The sequence below is a fragment of the Kitasatospora phosalacinea genome, assembly GCF_000717185.1.
GTDB classification, from domain to species: domain Bacteria; phylum Actinomycetota; class Actinomycetes; order Streptomycetales; family Streptomycetaceae; genus Kitasatospora; species Kitasatospora phosalacinea_A.
This window is the reverse complement of the sequence record NZ_JNYE01000083.1, coordinates 1-14,559: the sequence shown is the minus strand read 5'-3', so window position 1 is coordinate 14,559 and position 14,559 is coordinate 1. Positions and strand designations below refer to the sequence as shown.

Below are 14,559 nucleotides of genomic sequence, written 5' to 3'. Positions count from 1 at the left end.
CACCGCCCCGCCCGTCGCGCCGCTCACCGGGCCGCCGCCTCGGCCGCTCCGGCCGCTCCGGCCGTCCCGGTCGCCTCGGCCGCTTCGGCCGCTTCGGTGCGGACCAGTTCCAGCCGGGTCGCCGAGACGACCTCGCCGCCGCGCACCAGCACCTCCACCGGGGCCGGGCGGCTGAGGAAGCCCAGCAGGCTCGCGCTGACCCCGTACGCGCCGACGTTCGGCACCACGACCACGTCGCCGGGCGCCAGCTCCGGCAGCTGCACGTCCCGGCCCAGCGAGTCGCCCGGGGTGCACAGCGGCCCGACCAGGCTGGCCCGCTGCTCCGGCTCCTCGCCGTCGAGCTGCACCGCGGCGGGCAGCAGCCGGCCCAGGCCGGACAGCCCGCCCAGGGTGTTGATCCCGGCGTCCAGGATCACGAAGCGGTTGCCGCGGCTGTCCTTGACGTTGACCACGCCGCTGACCAGGAAGCCGCTGCCGCCGACCAGGTAGCGGCCGGACTCCACCGCCAACTCCGGCGTCCCGGACCGCCACTCGGGCAGGTGCAGGTCGAGGATCCGCTCCAGCTCGGACGCCAGCTTCGGGTACTCGGCGCGCTCGCCCGGCACCGCGTACGGGGAGGAGAAGCCGCCGCCGATGTCCAGCAGCTCCAGCGGCAGGCCGACCTCCTCGGCCAGCTGCACCGCGGAGACCACCGTCCGCTCGAACTCGCCGACCAGCCCGGCCTCGTCGACCGCGTTGCTCATCGTGAAGAAGTGCGCGCCGACCACCTCGGTGCCCGGCACCGAGGTCAGCAGCGGCATCAGCTCCGGCAGGGTCTCGCTGTCGATGCCGAACTGCGAGGGCTTGCCCATCATCCGGATGCCGGTGGTGGCGGCCTTCGCCCCGGCGCTGTTGACCCGCAGCAGGCAGCGGGCCACCGCGCCCAGGCGCAGCGCGGCCGCGCCGACGTGCTGCAGGTCGCTGTACGACTCGACCGAGAAGATCCGCACCCCGCGGCCGATCGCGTACTCCAGTTCGGACGCGGTCTTGCCGGGCCCGGTGTACAGGCACTCGGCGGCCGTGTAGCCCGCCGCCAGCGCGGAGTCCAGCTCGCCCGGCGAGCTGATCTCGGCCCGGCAGGGGCGGGCGCCGCCCCCGGCGCCCTCGCGCAGGGCGCGGGCCACCCCGGGGTGCGGGTTGGCCTTGAACGCGTAGTACAGCTCGATGCCCTCGGGCACCGCGTCGGCCAGCGCCCGGTGGCCCTCGTCGACCAGGTCCAGGTCGTAGACGTACAGCGGGGTGCCGTAGCGGGCGGCCAGCTCCCGGTAGCGGTCGGTCGGGCGGTTCACCGGGCGTCTCCCGCGGTCGTGGTGGTCGGAGCGGTCGTGGTGGTCGGGGCGGTGGCGGCGGCCGGGGCGGCGTCGGCGTCGAGCAGCCGGGCCAGTTCGGCGGTGGCGTTCTTGCCGTGCGCGGTCAGCGGGATGCGCTCCAGCACCCGGCACAGCGACGGGATCTTCTGCGGCTCCAGACGGCGGGCCAGCTCGCGCAGCACGGTGTGCGGCGGCAGGTCGGCCTCGACGAACAGGCACAGGTCGCGGGCGTCGGTGGGCGGCACCACAGCGGCGGCGTGCACGCCGGGGACGTCCAGCGCGGCGGCCTCGATCTCCAGGGTGCTCATCCGGATGCCCTTGCGCTTGAACATGTCGTCCCGGCGGCCCTCGAAGTACAGGAAGCCGTCCTCGTCGAGGCTGCCGTAGTCGCCGGTGTGCAGGCGCAGCGCGCCGCTGACCGGGTCGGGCCGGAAGGCGCGGGCGGTCAGCTCGGGCGCCCGCCAGTAGCCGGGCATCACGTGCGGGCCGGCCGCGACGATCTCGCCGACCTGTCCGGGGCCGAGCTCGGTGCCGTCCTCGTCGAGGATCAGCACCCGGGTGCCGGGCAGCGGCAGGCCCACCGAGTCGGGCCGGTGCTCGTCCAGCTCCGGCGGCATCACGGTGATCCGCTTGCACTCGGTCTGGCCGAACTGGCGCACCACCCGCGCCCCGTCGAAGGACTTGCGGAGCTTCTCGATGGTGGACTGCGGCAGCGCCGCCCCGGTGTTGGTGAACATCCGCACCCGGTTCGGCTCCTCGGGCAGGCCGCTCTCGCGCTCGGCCAGGGTCGCGATCATCGCGGCCAGCGAGGGCACGATCGGCACCACGGTGGCGCCGGTGCTGCGGATCAGGCCCAGCAGCCGCAGGTCCGACTCGGCGCCCGCCAGCACGATCTCGGAACGGCCGTGGCAGGACAGCAGCACCTTGTACAGGCCGTAGTCCCAGGAGACCGGGAAGCGGCAGAACACCACGTCGTCGTCCCGGTAGCCGAGCACCTGGCCGATCGACATGGTGGCGAAGGCGACCTGCGCGTGCGGCTCGACCACGCCCTTGGGGGCCGCGGTGCTGCCGGAGGTGTAGACCAGCACGGCGATGTCCAGCGGGGAGACCGCGGTCGGCTCGGCCAGCGCGCCCTCGGCCGCGGAGCGCTCGATCCCGGCCCAGGTGTCGGCGGCGTCGGCCGCGGTCAGCACCAGCACCGGCTCGGCGTTCGCGATGACGCCGTCCAGGTGGTACTGCTTCATGCCCGGGTTGAGCGGCACGAAGACCGCGCCGCGCCGGGAGACGCCGAACATCAGGGCGACCAGCTCGCGGGTGGTCTCCCACTGCACGACGACCCGGTCGCCGTGCCGCACGCCGCGCTGCTGCAGCCAGTGCTCGGCGGCCCGGCTGTAGCGGGCCAGCTCCCGGTAGGTCCACCGGCCGGAGCCGTCCCGGACGGCGTGCGCGTCGGGGGCGAGGGCTTCGGCCTCGTCCAGGAAGGAATGGACAAGCATGGTGCGGGTCAGGTGACCGAGGGTGTCCACAGGCTTGCTCCAAGCCACGAGAAGGAGACGCGACGAGGCAGTGTCGCGAGGGAATTCGCAGGGGCCGCGCTGGTCCGGTGCGAGGTCCGCTCCGAGGTCCGCTCCGAGAAACTAACGGCCGCTCAGGCGGGAATCACACCCCTTAAGGTCCCCTAGCCCCGGGCCGGGGACCGCCCCGACGTGCTGCGCAGGGCCCGCCGGGGCGCCCGGGCCGGCCGCCCCCGCGGGGCGGCCCGGCCGGAGGGTCAGGCCACCGCGCCGCGGCGGCGCGGCTGCAGGGCGAGCCGCGGCGTCGCGGCCAGCACCTCGAAGTTGGCGGTGGTCCGGGCGACCCGGCCGAACAGGCTGTCCGGGCCCGCCACGCACACCGTGCCCACGCCCCGCTCCAGCAGGGTGTCGACCACGTCGGTCCACCGCATCGGCCGCACGAAGCTGTCCAGCAGCATGGTGCGCACCTGCTCGCCGGTGTGCAGGACCGCGCCGTCCTGGTCGGCGACCACCGGCAGCCGCGGGTCGGCGAACTCCAGCCCGCCGATCACCTCGTCCTCGGCCCGGCGGCGCAGCGCCCCGAACGCGGCCGAGTGCATCGGCGGCCGCATCGTGTACAGCGAGAAGCCGCCCAGCGCGCGCAGCCGCTCCAGCAGCCAGTCCAGGTTGCGCTCGCGCAGCGACACCATGAAGAAGTTGTCGTCGATGTAGCAGGAGATCTCGTGCCACTCGCCGCGGGCCGTGAGCTCGGCGAGCACCTCGTCCAGCTGCGCGCGCGGGGTGCGGGTGAAGGAGTGCGTCACCACGTCCCGGAACTCGGTGGCGAAGAACGCGTCCTGCAGCCGGGCCAGCCGGGCCGTCATCCAGACCGCGTCCTCGACCTCCAGGGCGCCGCAGTACGCGGCGAGGGTCTTCTCGCCGAAGCTCGGCCCCGCGCACAGGTCGGCCCGCACGCCGAGCTCCTGCTCCGCCCACTGCGCCAGCGCCAGGCAGTTCACCAGGAAGCCGACCTGCGCGGCGGTGCTGTAGTCGGAGTCGTCCTGGCGCATCCGCTCCAGCAGCGGGTAGCCGAGCCGCTTGCCCGCCGCGGCGGCCAGCCGGCGGGCGAACGGGTTGACGGCCATGAACCGGCCGACGTCGGCGAACTTGCTGGGGGCCATGCCGGGGAAGACCATCGCCTGCCCCGTCCGGGCCCCGCCCGTGGTCCCAGTGGTGCTCATCGTTTCCCCCTGTTCGTGCCGGTCGTGCCGGCCGGCCGGTCGTACCGGGTCATGCGAGGCCCTCCAGGAACTCGACCAGGACCGCGCGGAAGCGCTCGGGCTCCTCCAGGTTCGGCACGTGGCTCGACTCCTCGAAGACCTCCCAGCGGACGTCCGGGACCAGGTCGAAGTACGGCTGCACGGTCACCGGCGTGGCCTCGTCGTACCGGCCGCTGACCAGCAGCGTCGGGACGTCGACGTCGGGCAGGCAGTCCTCCACCGACCAGTCCTTGAGCGTGCCGGTGACGTGGAACTCGCTCGGGCCGTTCATCACCGAGTAGACCGTGGTGTCCTCGGACATCTCCAGGAACGAGGCCCGGTAGTCGCGCGGCCACGGCACCACCCGGCACACGTGCCGGTCGTAGAAGACCCGCACCGCCTTGTAGTACTCGTGCGAGGCGGTGGTGCCGGCCTCCTCGTGGCGGCGCAGCGTCTCGTCCACCCCCGGCGGCAGCGCGGCCCGCAGCACCGCCATCTCCCGGCGCCACAGCGGGTAGGACGCCGGGGAGTCGGCGATCACCAGGCCGCGCAGGCCCGGCGGCTGCCGCGCCGCGTGCCGGGCGACCAGCAGGCCGCCCCAGGAGTGGCCGAACAGCACGTAGTCCTCGTCCGCGCCCAGCGCGCGCAGCAGGTTGTCCAGCTCCGCCTCGAACAGCCCGGGCACCCAGAAGTCCGCGCCCTCGTCCGGGAGGTGGGTGGACCCGCCGTTGCCGAGCTGGTCGTAGTGCAGCACCGGCCAGCCGGAGCGGGCCAGTTCGGCCAGGTTCGCCAGGTAGTGGTGGGTGCTGCCGGGGCCGCCGTGCGCCACCACCACGACCGGACGCCCGGCGCCGGGCGTGCCCGTCATCCGGTACCAGGTCCGGTACTCCCCGAAGGGGACCGTGCCCTCGGCGACGTCCATCCCGAATCACCTCACTGCCAGTCAGCGGCCCGTCCGCCCCCCATGTCTAGCCCCGCCCCCCGCCCCGGAACCAGCCCCTTAGGGGGGCCGACACCCGCCCACGACGAACGCCAGACCCGTGCCCCGACCCCCCTACGGGGGCCGGGGCCGGGGCGCCCGGACGCGGCATGATCGGAGCAGTGGTGTTCGACGTCGGCGAGTGCCTGGTGGACGAGACCCGGGAGCACGGCACCCGGGCGGACCGGCTGCACCTGACGGGCGCGGGCAACCGGACCGTCGGGCGGGGCGGTTTCGTGCGTCCGGGCTCAGCCCTCCAGCACCGCCTCCAGCACCCGCTCCACCGCCGCGAACGCGCGCTCCCACGGATACGACAGCCGCTCACCCGGCCGGTTCGGAACGAACCCGCCCGCCCCGTACAGCACCTGCATCCGCGCCTCCCGCAGTACCTCCACGCTCCGGTCGAACTGCGGATGCTGTACCAACGCCGAGTTGACGCACGGCATCACCACCACCGGGATGCCCTTCCCCGGGGCCTCCGCCGTGCAGCCGACCACCCACGAGGAGGTGATCCCGGCCGCCAGGCTGTTGACGGAGTTGAAGGTCGCCGGGGCGAACAGCACGGCGTCGGCGGGCGGCAGCACGTCCGGCTGCCCCGGCCGCCGGTACGTGGTCTTCACCGGGTGCCCGGTCAGCTCCTCCAACTCCGTCACCCGGCTTTCCAGCCAGTCACGCGCGGTCGGCGTCAACCCCACCACGACGTCCCAGCCCCGCCCTTGGGCTCGGCGGACGACGTCGAGCAGCTGCAGGGCGGGCGGCGCGGCGGACGCGAACAGGTACACGACGGGGCGCGGGATCTCGGGCACGGGCTCCATGCAACACGGAGCACGGCACGAGCGACAACTGCCCGAAGCGGGCCCGCGGCCGTCCGCGGCAGCGCTACCGTCGGGCTGTGGACGAGGAGTTCGGCAAGCGCCTTCAGCGGGCCCGCAAGCTCAAGCACATGACGCAGGGCCGGCTCGCCAACGAAGCCAGGGTGTCGACGTCGTACATCGGTGCGATCGAGCGGGGCGCCCGCGTACCGGGGGGCGGCGTCGTCGCCGCTCTCGCTCGTGCCCTGGGCATGAGCGTGCCCGATCTGCTCGGTCGGCCCCCCGTCGAAGACCTTCGCCGCGACCAGCTCGCTGCGCTCGTCCAGCCGATCCGCGAGGCTCTCGACCTGTACGACCTCGGGGCGGATCCGGACGTCGCCCCTCGGGGCCAGGACGAACTCACCGCAGACACGAATCGCCTGTGCGCGCTGGTCCGTGCCTCCGACCTGAGGGCCGCGGCCGCCGAGTTGCCCGGCCTGATCGTGGAGACCACCACGGCGGCGCACACCTACCAGGACCGGCGCCTGTGGCAGGCCCTGGCGATGCAGTACCGCACCGCCTACGACGTCGCGTCCAAGACCGGGTACGTCGACCTCGCGACGCTCGCCCTCGACCGGATGGGCTGGGCCGCGGAACGGGCGTCGGACGCGGCTGTGGCGGGACTGCGCATGTACAACCGGGCGATGATCTACCTGAGGTCCGGGCAGGCCCGGACCGGAACCCGCATCGCGGCCCTCGCCCGCGCCACCGTCGAACAGGCGGATCCGGGCCTCGACCGCCGGGCGGTGACGGGGCAGCTCTACCTCGCCGGCGCGGTTCTGTCCGCCGGTGCCGGCCAGCGGGACGACGCCGAGGAGTACCTGGCCGCCGCAGACCGGATCGCTGTCGGCCTCGGCGAGACCACCACCTTGTGGATGAGCTTCGGACCGACCAACGCGTCCGCGCACCGGGCGTCCTGCTACGTCGACCAGGGCATGTACCAGGAGGCGCTGGAGGTCGCCCGGCGGATGGAGATCCCCGCGACCTGGGCGACGTCCCGGGCGGCGCACCACCACGCGGAGGTGGCGCGGGCGTACCTGTGGTCGGGACAGCCGGAGTTGGCGTTCGGCCGACTGCACACGGCCCGGCAGCTCGCGCCGCAGCAGATCCGCCACAGCGCGAAGGTGAAGGAGGCTGCGGCGGGTCTCGTCCGGGCGCACCGACGGCCGCCCGAGGCGCTGGTGCAGTTCGCGAAGTGGGTTGGCGCCTGGAGCCCTTGAGGTCACACAGAACTGTGTGAGTTCGCTCCTCCCCGGTGCCCGACATTGGTCATGACGGATCATCAAGGGACAGGAGCAGGCGATGACTCTACCTCTCGACCCGCCACCGCGGTGGGTGCCGTCCACGAGACCGGGCACCGGCCGGGGCCCGTCATCTGGGACGTCAGGGGAAGCCGCCCGTACGTCCTCGTCCCGGCCGGCCCCGATCGGCTGGGGCTCGGCCGTGACCGGTAGCAGCCGACCCGCGGCTCCGGGGTGCACCGAGAGGCACGAGGCATGCGGCCGGTGCTCCCGCTGCGTCTCCGGCACCGGCCGCACCGCCGACCCGGGGGCCCCCGACTGCTGGGACGCCTACCTCAGCAGGGTCACGGCCGCGATGGCCGCTCGGCGGTCGGCATGACCGCCCGGCAGCAGGCCCCGGCGGGGGCGACGCTCGGGTACTGCCTGCGGTGCGGCGGGTACGGCCGCGGGGTGTACGCCGGGACGATCAACTCGTACGCCGAGGCGATCCGGGACCACCGGAAGTGCCCGGTGCCGCCGCGTCGTGCCCGGAACCGCGGGCCGGTCGATGCCAACGGGTGACGAGGTCTTCGGCTACGCCGAGATGATCGTCGCCGCGCTGGGTGTGGAGGTGCGGATACGGCAGCTCGGCTGCGGTGGCGGCTGCTGTTTCCTGCGGATGGACCTCAGTGCCGTCACGGACCACGACGCCGAGGGCGAGGTGGTTCAGCGTCTCCTGGCCGGTGCGTCGGCGGTCGTCGCCAGCACCCGGCGGGCGACCGGCAGGCTCCTCGGTGCCGCGTTCCACGTCGAGGGTTGTCAGGGGGCGACGCCGGTGGCCTTGCTGCACATCAGCGGCCCGCAGCTGGGCCCGCAGCCGTAGCCGCTCCCCGCCCAGCGCCCCCCGGAGGGCGCTGGGCGGGAGGTGTTCAGGAGGAGGACGGGTCGGTCTCGTTGAGGTAGGCCAGGACGGCCAGCACCCGGCGGTTGTCGTCGTCGTGGGGGAGCAGGTCGAGCTTGCTGAAGATGTTGTTGATGTGCTTGCAGACGGCCTTCTCGGTGATGGTCAGGCGGCCGCCGATGCCCGCGTTGGTCCGGCCCTCGGCCATCAGGCCGAGGACCTCCTGCTCGCGCGGGGTCAGGTTCTGCAGGGTCTTGTTCTTCGAGTGGCGCGAGAGCAGTTGGCTGACCACCACCGGGTCCAGCACGGTGCCGCCGGCGGCGACGGTGCGCACCGCGTCGACGAACCGGGTCACGTCGGAGACCCGGTCCTTGAGCAGGTAGCCGAGGCCGCCGCCGCTGGCCGCCAGGAGTTCCTTCGCGTACAGCTGCTCGACGTGCTGGGACAGCACCAGCACCGGCAGGTCCGGGGTGTGGCGGCGGGCGTCGAGCGCCGCGCGCAGGCCCTCGTCGGTGTGGGTGGGGGGCAGTCGGACGTCCACCACCGCGACGTCGGGCTTGTGCACGGCCAGCGCCTGGACCAGCGACGGGCCGTTGTCGACCGCCTCGACCACCTCCAGGCCGTAGGCGGTCAGGAGCCGGATCAACCCGTCCCGCAGCAGGGTCAGGTCCTCGGCGATGACAACGCGCATGGCAGCTCCATGGTGATGATGGTCGGTCCCCCGGCGGGGCTCGTGACGACGAGCACTCCGTCGAAGGCTGCCAGTCGACGCTCCACCCCCGCCAGTCCGCCGCCGGGCGAGGCCGAGGCGCCGCCCATGCCGTCGTCGCCGACGATGGCGACCAGTCGGCCGTCCTCGTGGCTCAGCTGCGCCCAGGCGCGGCCCGCCCCGCTGTGCTTGGCGGCGTTGGTGAGGGCCTCGGCGACCGCGAAGTACACCGCGGACTCCACCGGGGCCTCCGGGCGGCCCGGCAGTTCGATCCGCACGTCCACCGGGAACGGCATCGTCAGGGCCAGCGCCCGCACCGCCCCGTCCAGGCCGCGTTCGGCCAGCACCGGCGGGTGGATGCCGCGCACCAGGTCGCGCAGGTCGGACAGGGCCTGGCCGCTGTGCTCGCGGGCCTCCACCATCAGCTGCGAGGCGGCCTCCGGGTCGTGCTTGATCAGCTGCTCGGCCAGGCCGATGTTCATGCCGAGGGCGACCAGCCGGGCCTGCGCGCCGTCGTGCAGGTCGCGCTCGATCCGGCGCAGCTCGGCCGCCGAGGCGTCCACCACCTGGGAGCGCGAGTCGGTCAGCGAGTCGACCCGGGCGGTCAGTTGGCCGCGGCCGGGGGAGAGCAGCACCGAGCAGAACAGCGCGTGCGCCTTGACGAACAGCGGGGCGCCGAACACCGCGACGGCCAGGCAGAGTGCGCCCAGCGGGATGTTCAGCGTCCAGTACAGGTGGTGGGCGCTGGTGAACGCCACCAGGAACGGCGCCACCAGCAGGCCGCCCAGCCCGTTGACCAGCAGCGCCGCGGGCAGCACCCCGAGCAGCGCGCCCACCGGCACGTTCACCAGCAGCCACAGCAGGTCGCGCCAGGTCGCCGGGTCCTTCAGCAGCTCCCGGCACAGTTCGATCCGGCCGATCAGGCCCGGCTCGGTGCGCGGCAGCGGCCGGTACGGGGAGGCGATCGGCACCCCGGACCACTCGCGGGCCCAGCGCCGCTCGGTGTCGGCGAACGCCCGCGCGCCCTTCAGCAGCAGGGGCGTGGTCAGGACGCCCAGGCCCAGCGGCAGGAAGACGACCGACAGCAGCGAGCCGACCAGCAGCGGCACCCCGGCGAACTGCGAGGCCAGCGCCTGCACCAGCCCGCGGCCGCAGGCCGTCAGCATCCGGGCGACCCGGCGCCCGGTCCGGGAGCCGTTCACGACTGCCCCGCCGGGGCCTGGGCGGCGGGTCGCCCGCCGGCCGCGCGTACTCGGGTCACTGTGGTCTCCTCGTGCTCGTGCCTGTCCACGGAGCCCAGTCTTCCCGCCCCGGTGATCGCTTGTCAGGGGAGTAAACACCCCGATCGCGCACCGGCCCCCCGACCCCCGCGGCCCCCCGGCGGCCGGGCCGCCCCGTCCTCTGGGGTGCCCCTAAGGGGCTGGCCCGGCCACCGGCGAGTCGCTAGACATGGGGGCGGAGGGTCGGTGCGGAGCGGGGCCTAGGCCTCCGCCCGGATCCGGGACAGGGTCTTCCACAGCGTCTCGGGCGTCTCGAACGTCGCCAGTGACAGGGCCTCGTCCTGGAACCTGACCTCGTAGGCGTCCTCCAACACGGAAAGCAGGTCGACCGTCGCCAGCGAGTCGAGGCCGAAATCCCGCAACGGGGCGTCGGCGACGAGTTCCTCGTCGGCGGGCAGGTACGGCAGAAAACGGCGCACGGATTCTTCGAATCTCTCATCCCACATGTCGGCGACCTTACCGACGGCGCCACTTCGGGTCGATGAGCAAGAACCCCTATTTCATTCCCGACCACCGGAGGCGACATGGAATTCCCCACCGAGAACACCCTTCCGCTGCGGTTCCTGCGCGGCCTGGCCGCCGCCCCGGACGGGGTGGCGGTGCGCCACGGCGACACCGTGCTGACCTACCGGCAGCTGCACGAGCGGGCCCTGCTGTGGGCCGGCACCCTGGTCGCCGAGCGGGCCCGCACCGTCGGCGTGCTGGCCCGCAAGGGTCCCGAGGCGTACACCGCGATCCTCGCCGCACTGTTCGCCGGGGCCGCCGTGGTGCCGCTGCGCCCGGACTTCCCGGCCGCCCGGCTGGCGCAGATGGCGGACGCCGCGGGCGTGCAGGTGCTGGTCGCCGACCGGGAGGCGCTGCCCGCGCTGGCGGAGGTCCGCGGGGGCCGGGCGGTGCTGCTGGTCGGCCCCGAGGGCGCCGTGCAGGCCGACGAACTGCCGTACGCCACGCTGAAGACCGACCCGGCGGCGGCGCTGGCCGCGCCCCGGCCGACCGCCCCGGACGACCTGGCGTACGTGCTGTTCACCTCCGGTTCGACCGGCCGCCCGAAAGGCGTCCGGCTCACCCACGGCGCATTCGCGCATTACTTCTCGCTGCTGGACGCGCGCTACGACTTCGGCCCCGCCGACGTGTTCTCCCAGGTATTCGACCTGAACTTCGACTGCTCGGTGTTCGACCTGTTCTGCGCCTGGGGCGCGGGCGCCGAATTCCTCACCCTGCCGCCGCAGGCGTTCCGGGCGCTGCCGGAGTTCCTGGCCGCGCACGGCGTGACCGTCTGGTTCTCCACCCCGAGCGCGATCGCCCTGGTCCGCCGCACCGGCGGTCTGGCCCCGGGCGCGCTGCCCGGGCTGCGCTGGAGCTTCTTCGCGGGGGAGGCGCTGACCTGCCGGGACGTCGTGGACTGGCGGGCGGCGGCGCCCGCGGCCACCGTCGAGAACCTGTACGGCCCGACCGAGCTGACCGTCACCATCGCCGCCTACCGCTGGTCCGACACCGGCACGCCCGCGGTCGCGGTCAACGGCGTGGTGCCGATCGGCGCCGTCCACGCCGGGCACGAGGTGCTGCTGCTCGACCCGGACGGGCAGCCCGCCGAGGAGGTCGGCGAACTCTGCATCGCCGGGCCGCAGTTGACCCCCGGCTACCTGGACCCGGGCGACGGTGACGGCCGCTTCCTGGAGCGCGGCGGGCTGACCTACTACCGCACCGGCGACCGGGCCCGCCGGATCGGCCCGGACGGCACCGACCTGGCGTACCTGGGGCGGCTGGACTCGCAGATCCAGGTGCAGGGCTGGCGGATCGAGCCCGCCGAGGTCGAGCACGCGCTGCGCGCCCTCGGGGTGCGCGACGCGGTGGTGGTCGGCGCCCCGACCCCCGCCGGGACGGTGCTGGTGGCGTACTGCACCGGCGCGGCGGTGCCCGCGGTCGACCTGGTGCGGGGCCTGCGCGAACTCGTCCCGGCCGGGGCGATCCCGCGGCGCTTCCTCCAGGTCGAGGAGTTCCCGCTGTCGCCCAACCGGAAGGTCGACCGGGGCGCGCTCACCGCCCGGGCCGCCGAACTCCAGGGGCTGTGACGACGCCGGCCGCCGCGCGCGGGCGCCGGTGACGGCGGCGCCCGCGGCACCACGACGGGGAGGGGCCCCGGGAAGCGTGTGGCTTCCCGGGGCCCCTCCCCGCCCTGCGTCCCGCCGCGCCCGCGGGCTGCTGCTCAGCCCGCGGACGGGGCTCAGACCGCCGCCGCCAGGGCCTCCAGCGGGGGCTCGCGCAGCGTCTTGCGGGTGGCGCCGATGTTCGCCGCGAAGGTCAGCACCACCACGATCGCGACCACCGCGACGTAGATCTGCGGGCCCGCGTCCGGGATCGCCTCGTCCGCGGTGGCGAGGCTGAACGGGATGATCGAGGCCAGCGCCGCGACGGTGCCCGCGATCAGGCCGGTGACCACCGTGATCACGCTCTCGAAGGTGACGGTGCGGACGACCTGCGAGGGGGTCGAGCCGATCAGCCGCTGCTGGCCGAACTCGCGGCGGCGGTAGACCGTCGCGGTGACCGCCAGGTTGATCAGCACGATCGCCGCGAAGACCGCGATGGTCGAGACGATCACGAAGTTCAGGGTCTCGACGTTCTTGTCGTCCTGGGAGCGCACCAGCCGGCCCGAGGAGACCGCGTCGTTCTGGATGACCTGCATGTACAGCGACCCGGCGGCCATCCCGACGAACAGGATGATCGGCATCAGGACGCCCGCCATCCGGCCCGAGCGCTGCCGGATGTTGGCCTGCGCCAGGTAGGCGGGGGTGCCGCCGAAGCCGCGGATCACGCCGCCGACCAGCGCGCTGGCCACCCGCAGCAGGATCGGCGAGAGCAGCGCCAGGCCGATCGAGACGTGGATGCAGGCCTCGCCCGCGATCGACATGGTCAGGTAGCCGCGGTCCTTGAGCACGGTCGGGACCAGCACGGCCGCGTCGGTGCCCAGCAGCAGGAAGAAGATGCCGAAGCCGATCCGCTTCTTGGTCATCTTGGTGGTGCCCGCCACGCTGCTGACGAGCGCCTCGCGGGTGCTGACGGTCGAGGCCCGGCGGCCGGTGACGTACGCGGCGATCGCCGCGGCCAGGAAGGTCACGCCCAGGCCCATGCTCAGCGCCATCAGGCCGAACTCGTAGTCGGTGCCCTTCGCCACCTGGTTGTTGGAGACCAGGGTCTCCACCACGGCGTTGCCCGCGAGGTAGCCGACCGGCACCGCCAGGACGGCGGCCAGCAGGGTGACCACCGCGGTCTCACCGATGATCATCCGGGTGATCTGGCCCGGGACCGCGCCCGCCGACTTCAGCAGCGCGATCTCGTTGCTGCGCTGGCGCACCGTCAGGTTGAGGGTGGCCGCGATGCCGAAGGCCACGATCAGCACGCCCCAGCCGTCCACCACGTAGCACATGGTGGTCAGGGTCTTCTTGTCCTGGGACGAGACGCCGTCGGCCATGCCGGTGTCGAACAGCGAGGAGAAGGCCATCAGGATGGTGGCGCCGAGGAACACGTTCAGGAAGGTCGCGGCGAAGCTGCCCTTGCGCAGTCGCAGCGAGCTCAGGGCGAGGCGGAACATGGATCAGGACTCCGATCGGGCGTGGCGGCGGGCGACTTCCTCACCCAGGCGGGCCATCTCCTCGGCGACGGTCGCCGGGTTGGGGCGGGCCATCTCGTCGACGATCTGGCCGTCGACCAGGAACAGCACCAGGTCGGCGTGCGAGGCGGCGATCGGGTCGTGGGTCACCATGATCACGGTCTGGCCGAATTCGCGCACCGCCTGGTCGAACAGGTCGAGCACCTCGGCGGCCCGGTGGGTGTCGAGCGCACCGGTCGGCTCGTCCGCGAAGATGATCTTCGGGTTGGAGACCAGCGCCCGGGCGATCGCCACCCGCTGCTGCTCGCCGCCGGACAGCTGCGCCGGGTGGTGGTCCAGCCGGTGCATCAGGTCGACCCGCTCCACCACGGCCTCCAGCCGCTGCCGGTCCACCCGCTTGCCCTCCAACCGGGACGGCAGGGTGATGTTCTGCCGGACCGTCAGCGACGGCAGCAGGTTGAACTGCTGGAAGACGAAGCCGATCCGGCCGCGGCGGAACCTGGTCAGCTCGGTCTCGTTGCCGAAGGTCATCTGCTGCCCGGCGATGTACACCTCGCCGCTGCTCGGCTGGTCGAGCCCCGACGCGCAGTGCAGCAGGGTGCTCTTGCCCGAACCCGACGGACCCATGATCGCGGTGAAGGTACCGGGGGCCAGCGAGAGGTTCACGCTCTTCAGCGCGGTGACCGGGATGCCGGTCTGGTCATAGACCTTGCTGACCGAGGCCAGTCGGAGTACGTCCCCCGCCACCGGACGGCCGTGGGCGCCTGCTCGGTTCATCGTTCCTCATCTCGTCGGGCGCAGTTCCTGCTGCTAACGAGCATTCCGCGCGGCGCCCGCCGCGTCAGGGGTGGAAACTCCCTGACCTCAGGTAGGGGAAACACCCCCCTTGCCCGCCCGCCCCGCCCCCACCC

13 protein-coding genes and 1 pseudogene are annotated in these 14,559 nt (G+C 73.5%); 4 read left to right on the top strand and 10 right to left on the bottom strand.

Features of this window, described 5'->3' with window-relative positions; genetic code table 11:
• Positions 1 to 23 precede the first annotated feature (23 nt).
• The 4 genes from OO57_RS28485 to OO57_RS28470 all read right to left on the bottom strand — a co-directional run bounded on the left by OO57_RS28485 (position 24) and on the right by OO57_RS28470 (position 5,023).
• Complete coding sequence (locus tag OO57_RS28485) at positions 24 to 1,328, bottom strand: decarboxylase (protein ID WP_033255570.1); 1,305 nt, start codon at positions 1,326 to 1,328, stop codon at positions 24 to 26.
• The gene (locus OO57_RS28480; RefSeq protein WP_081974027.1) at positions 1,325 to 2,845 is read right to left on the bottom strand and encodes an AMP-binding protein; all 1,521 of its coding nucleotides are present in this window, start codon (positions 2,843 to 2,845) and stop codon (positions 1,325 to 1,327) included. Before OO57_RS28480 ends, OO57_RS28485 begins: the two co-directional genes overlap by 4 nt.
• 275 nt (positions 2,846 to 3,120) lie before the next feature.
• Positions 3,121 to 4,083: an ACP S-malonyltransferase gene (locus OO57_RS28475; protein WP_234337541.1), complete on the bottom strand. Its 963-nt coding sequence runs from the start codon at positions 4,081 to 4,083 to the stop codon at positions 3,121 to 3,123.
• Between the two features lie 49 nt (positions 4,084 to 4,132).
• Positions 4,133 to 5,023, bottom strand: a complete 891-nt coding sequence (locus tag OO57_RS28470) for a proline iminopeptidase-family hydrolase (RefSeq protein WP_033255568.1) — start codon at positions 5,021 to 5,023, stop codon at positions 4,133 to 4,135.
• A gap of 167 nt (positions 5,024 to 5,190) precedes the next feature.
• Between OO57_RS28470 and OO57_RS46075 the strand changes: the two are divergent.
• Positions 5,191 to 5,271: pseudogene (locus OO57_RS46075) on the top strand (haloacid dehalogenase); the annotation flags it as partial.
• Positions 5,272 to 5,328: 57 nt separating this feature from the next.
• Here OO57_RS46075 and OO57_RS28465 read toward each other — a convergent pair.
• Positions 5,329 to 5,886 (bottom strand): flavoprotein, encoded by a 558-nt coding sequence (locus tag OO57_RS28465; RefSeq protein ID WP_234337540.1) that lies wholly within the window; start codon positions 5,884 to 5,886, stop codon positions 5,329 to 5,331.
• 86 nt (positions 5,887 to 5,972) lie between these two features.
• Here OO57_RS28465 and OO57_RS28460 point away from each other — a divergent pair, with 86 nt between their 5' ends.
• Positions 5,973 to 7,151, top strand: coding sequence for a helix-turn-helix domain-containing protein (locus OO57_RS28460; protein WP_033255566.1), 1,179 nt, complete (start codon positions 5,973 to 5,975; stop codon positions 7,149 to 7,151).
• Between the two features lie 568 nt (positions 7,152 to 7,719).
• Positions 7,720 to 8,034, top strand: coding sequence for a hypothetical protein (locus OO57_RS28450; protein WP_033255564.1), 315 nt, complete (start codon positions 7,720 to 7,722; stop codon positions 8,032 to 8,034).
• Positions 8,035 to 8,080: 46 nt separating this feature from the next.
• Here OO57_RS28450 and OO57_RS28445 read toward each other — a convergent pair whose 3' ends face one another.
• From OO57_RS28445 to OO57_RS28435, 3 genes are all read right to left on the bottom strand, one after another.
• Entirely contained in the window at positions 8,081 to 8,743 is a 663-nt protein-coding gene (locus OO57_RS28445) for a response regulator (RefSeq protein WP_033255563.1), read from the bottom strand.
• Positions 8,716 to 9,963, bottom strand: a complete 1,248-nt coding sequence (locus OO57_RS28440; protein ID WP_234337539.1) for a sensor histidine kinase — start codon at positions 9,961 to 9,963, stop codon at positions 8,716 to 8,718. The genes OO57_RS28445 and OO57_RS28440 overlap by 28 nt, the downstream gene beginning before the upstream one ends.
• 278 nt (positions 9,964 to 10,241) lie before the next feature.
• The gene (locus tag OO57_RS28435) at positions 10,242 to 10,487 is read right to left on the bottom strand and encodes a phosphopantetheine-binding protein (protein WP_033255562.1); all 246 of its coding nucleotides are present in this window, start codon (positions 10,485 to 10,487) and stop codon (positions 10,242 to 10,244) included.
• Between the two features lie 78 nt (positions 10,488 to 10,565).
• Between OO57_RS28435 and OO57_RS28430 the strand changes: the two genes are divergently transcribed.
• Complete coding sequence (locus OO57_RS28430; RefSeq protein ID WP_033255561.1) at positions 10,566 to 12,113, top strand: AMP-binding protein; 1,548 nt, start codon at positions 10,566 to 10,568, stop codon at positions 12,111 to 12,113.
• Positions 12,114 to 12,265: 152 nt separating this feature from the next.
• Here OO57_RS28430 and OO57_RS28425 read toward each other — a convergent pair whose 3' ends face one another.
• Together OO57_RS28425 and OO57_RS28420 are read right to left on the bottom strand one after the other, a co-directional pair.
• Positions 12,266 to 13,630: an ABC transporter permease gene (locus tag OO57_RS28425; protein ID WP_033255560.1), complete on the bottom strand. Its 1,365-nt coding sequence runs from the start codon at positions 13,628 to 13,630 to the stop codon at positions 12,266 to 12,268.
• A gap of 3 nt (positions 13,631 to 13,633) precedes the next feature.
• On the bottom strand, positions 13,634 to 14,425 hold the full coding sequence (locus OO57_RS28420) for an ABC transporter ATP-binding protein (protein WP_033255559.1): 792 nt from the start codon (positions 14,423 to 14,425) through the stop codon (positions 13,634 to 13,636).
• Between the last annotated feature and the right edge of the window lie 134 nt (positions 14,426 to 14,559).

Excerpts from the sequence above, each read along its gene's own strand:
- OO57_RS28450 (WP_033255564.1), top strand. The coding sequence starts at position 7,720 with ATGCCAACGGGTGACGAGGTCTTCGGCTACGCCGAGATGATCGTCGCC.
- OO57_RS28420 (WP_033255559.1), bottom strand. The coding sequence starts at position 14,425 with ATGAACCGAGCAGGCGCCCACGGCCGTCCGGTGGCGGGGGACGTACTC.
- OO57_RS28470 (WP_033255568.1), bottom strand. The coding sequence starts at position 5,023 with ATGGACGTCGCCGAGGGCACGGTCCCCTTCGGGGAGTACCGGACCTGG.
- OO57_RS28445 (WP_033255563.1), bottom strand. The coding sequence starts at position 8,743 with ATGCGCGTTGTCATCGCCGAGGACCTGACCCTGCTGCGGGACGGGTTG.
- OO57_RS28475 (WP_234337541.1), bottom strand. The coding sequence starts at position 4,083 with ATGAGCACCACTGGGACCACGGGCGGGGCCCGGACGGGGCAGGCGATG.
- OO57_RS28430 (WP_033255561.1), top strand. The coding sequence starts at position 10,566 with ATGGAATTCCCCACCGAGAACACCCTTCCGCTGCGGTTCCTGCGCGGC.
- OO57_RS28425 (WP_033255560.1), bottom strand. The coding sequence starts at position 13,630 with ATGTTCCGCCTCGCCCTGAGCTCGCTGCGACTGCGCAAGGGCAGCTTC.
- OO57_RS28435 (WP_033255562.1), bottom strand. The coding sequence starts at position 10,487 with ATGTGGGATGAGAGATTCGAAGAATCCGTGCGCCGTTTTCTGCCGTAC.
- OO57_RS28480 (WP_081974027.1), bottom strand. The coding sequence starts at position 2,845 with ATGCTTGTCCATTCCTTCCTGGACGAGGCCGAAGCCCTCGCCCCCGAC.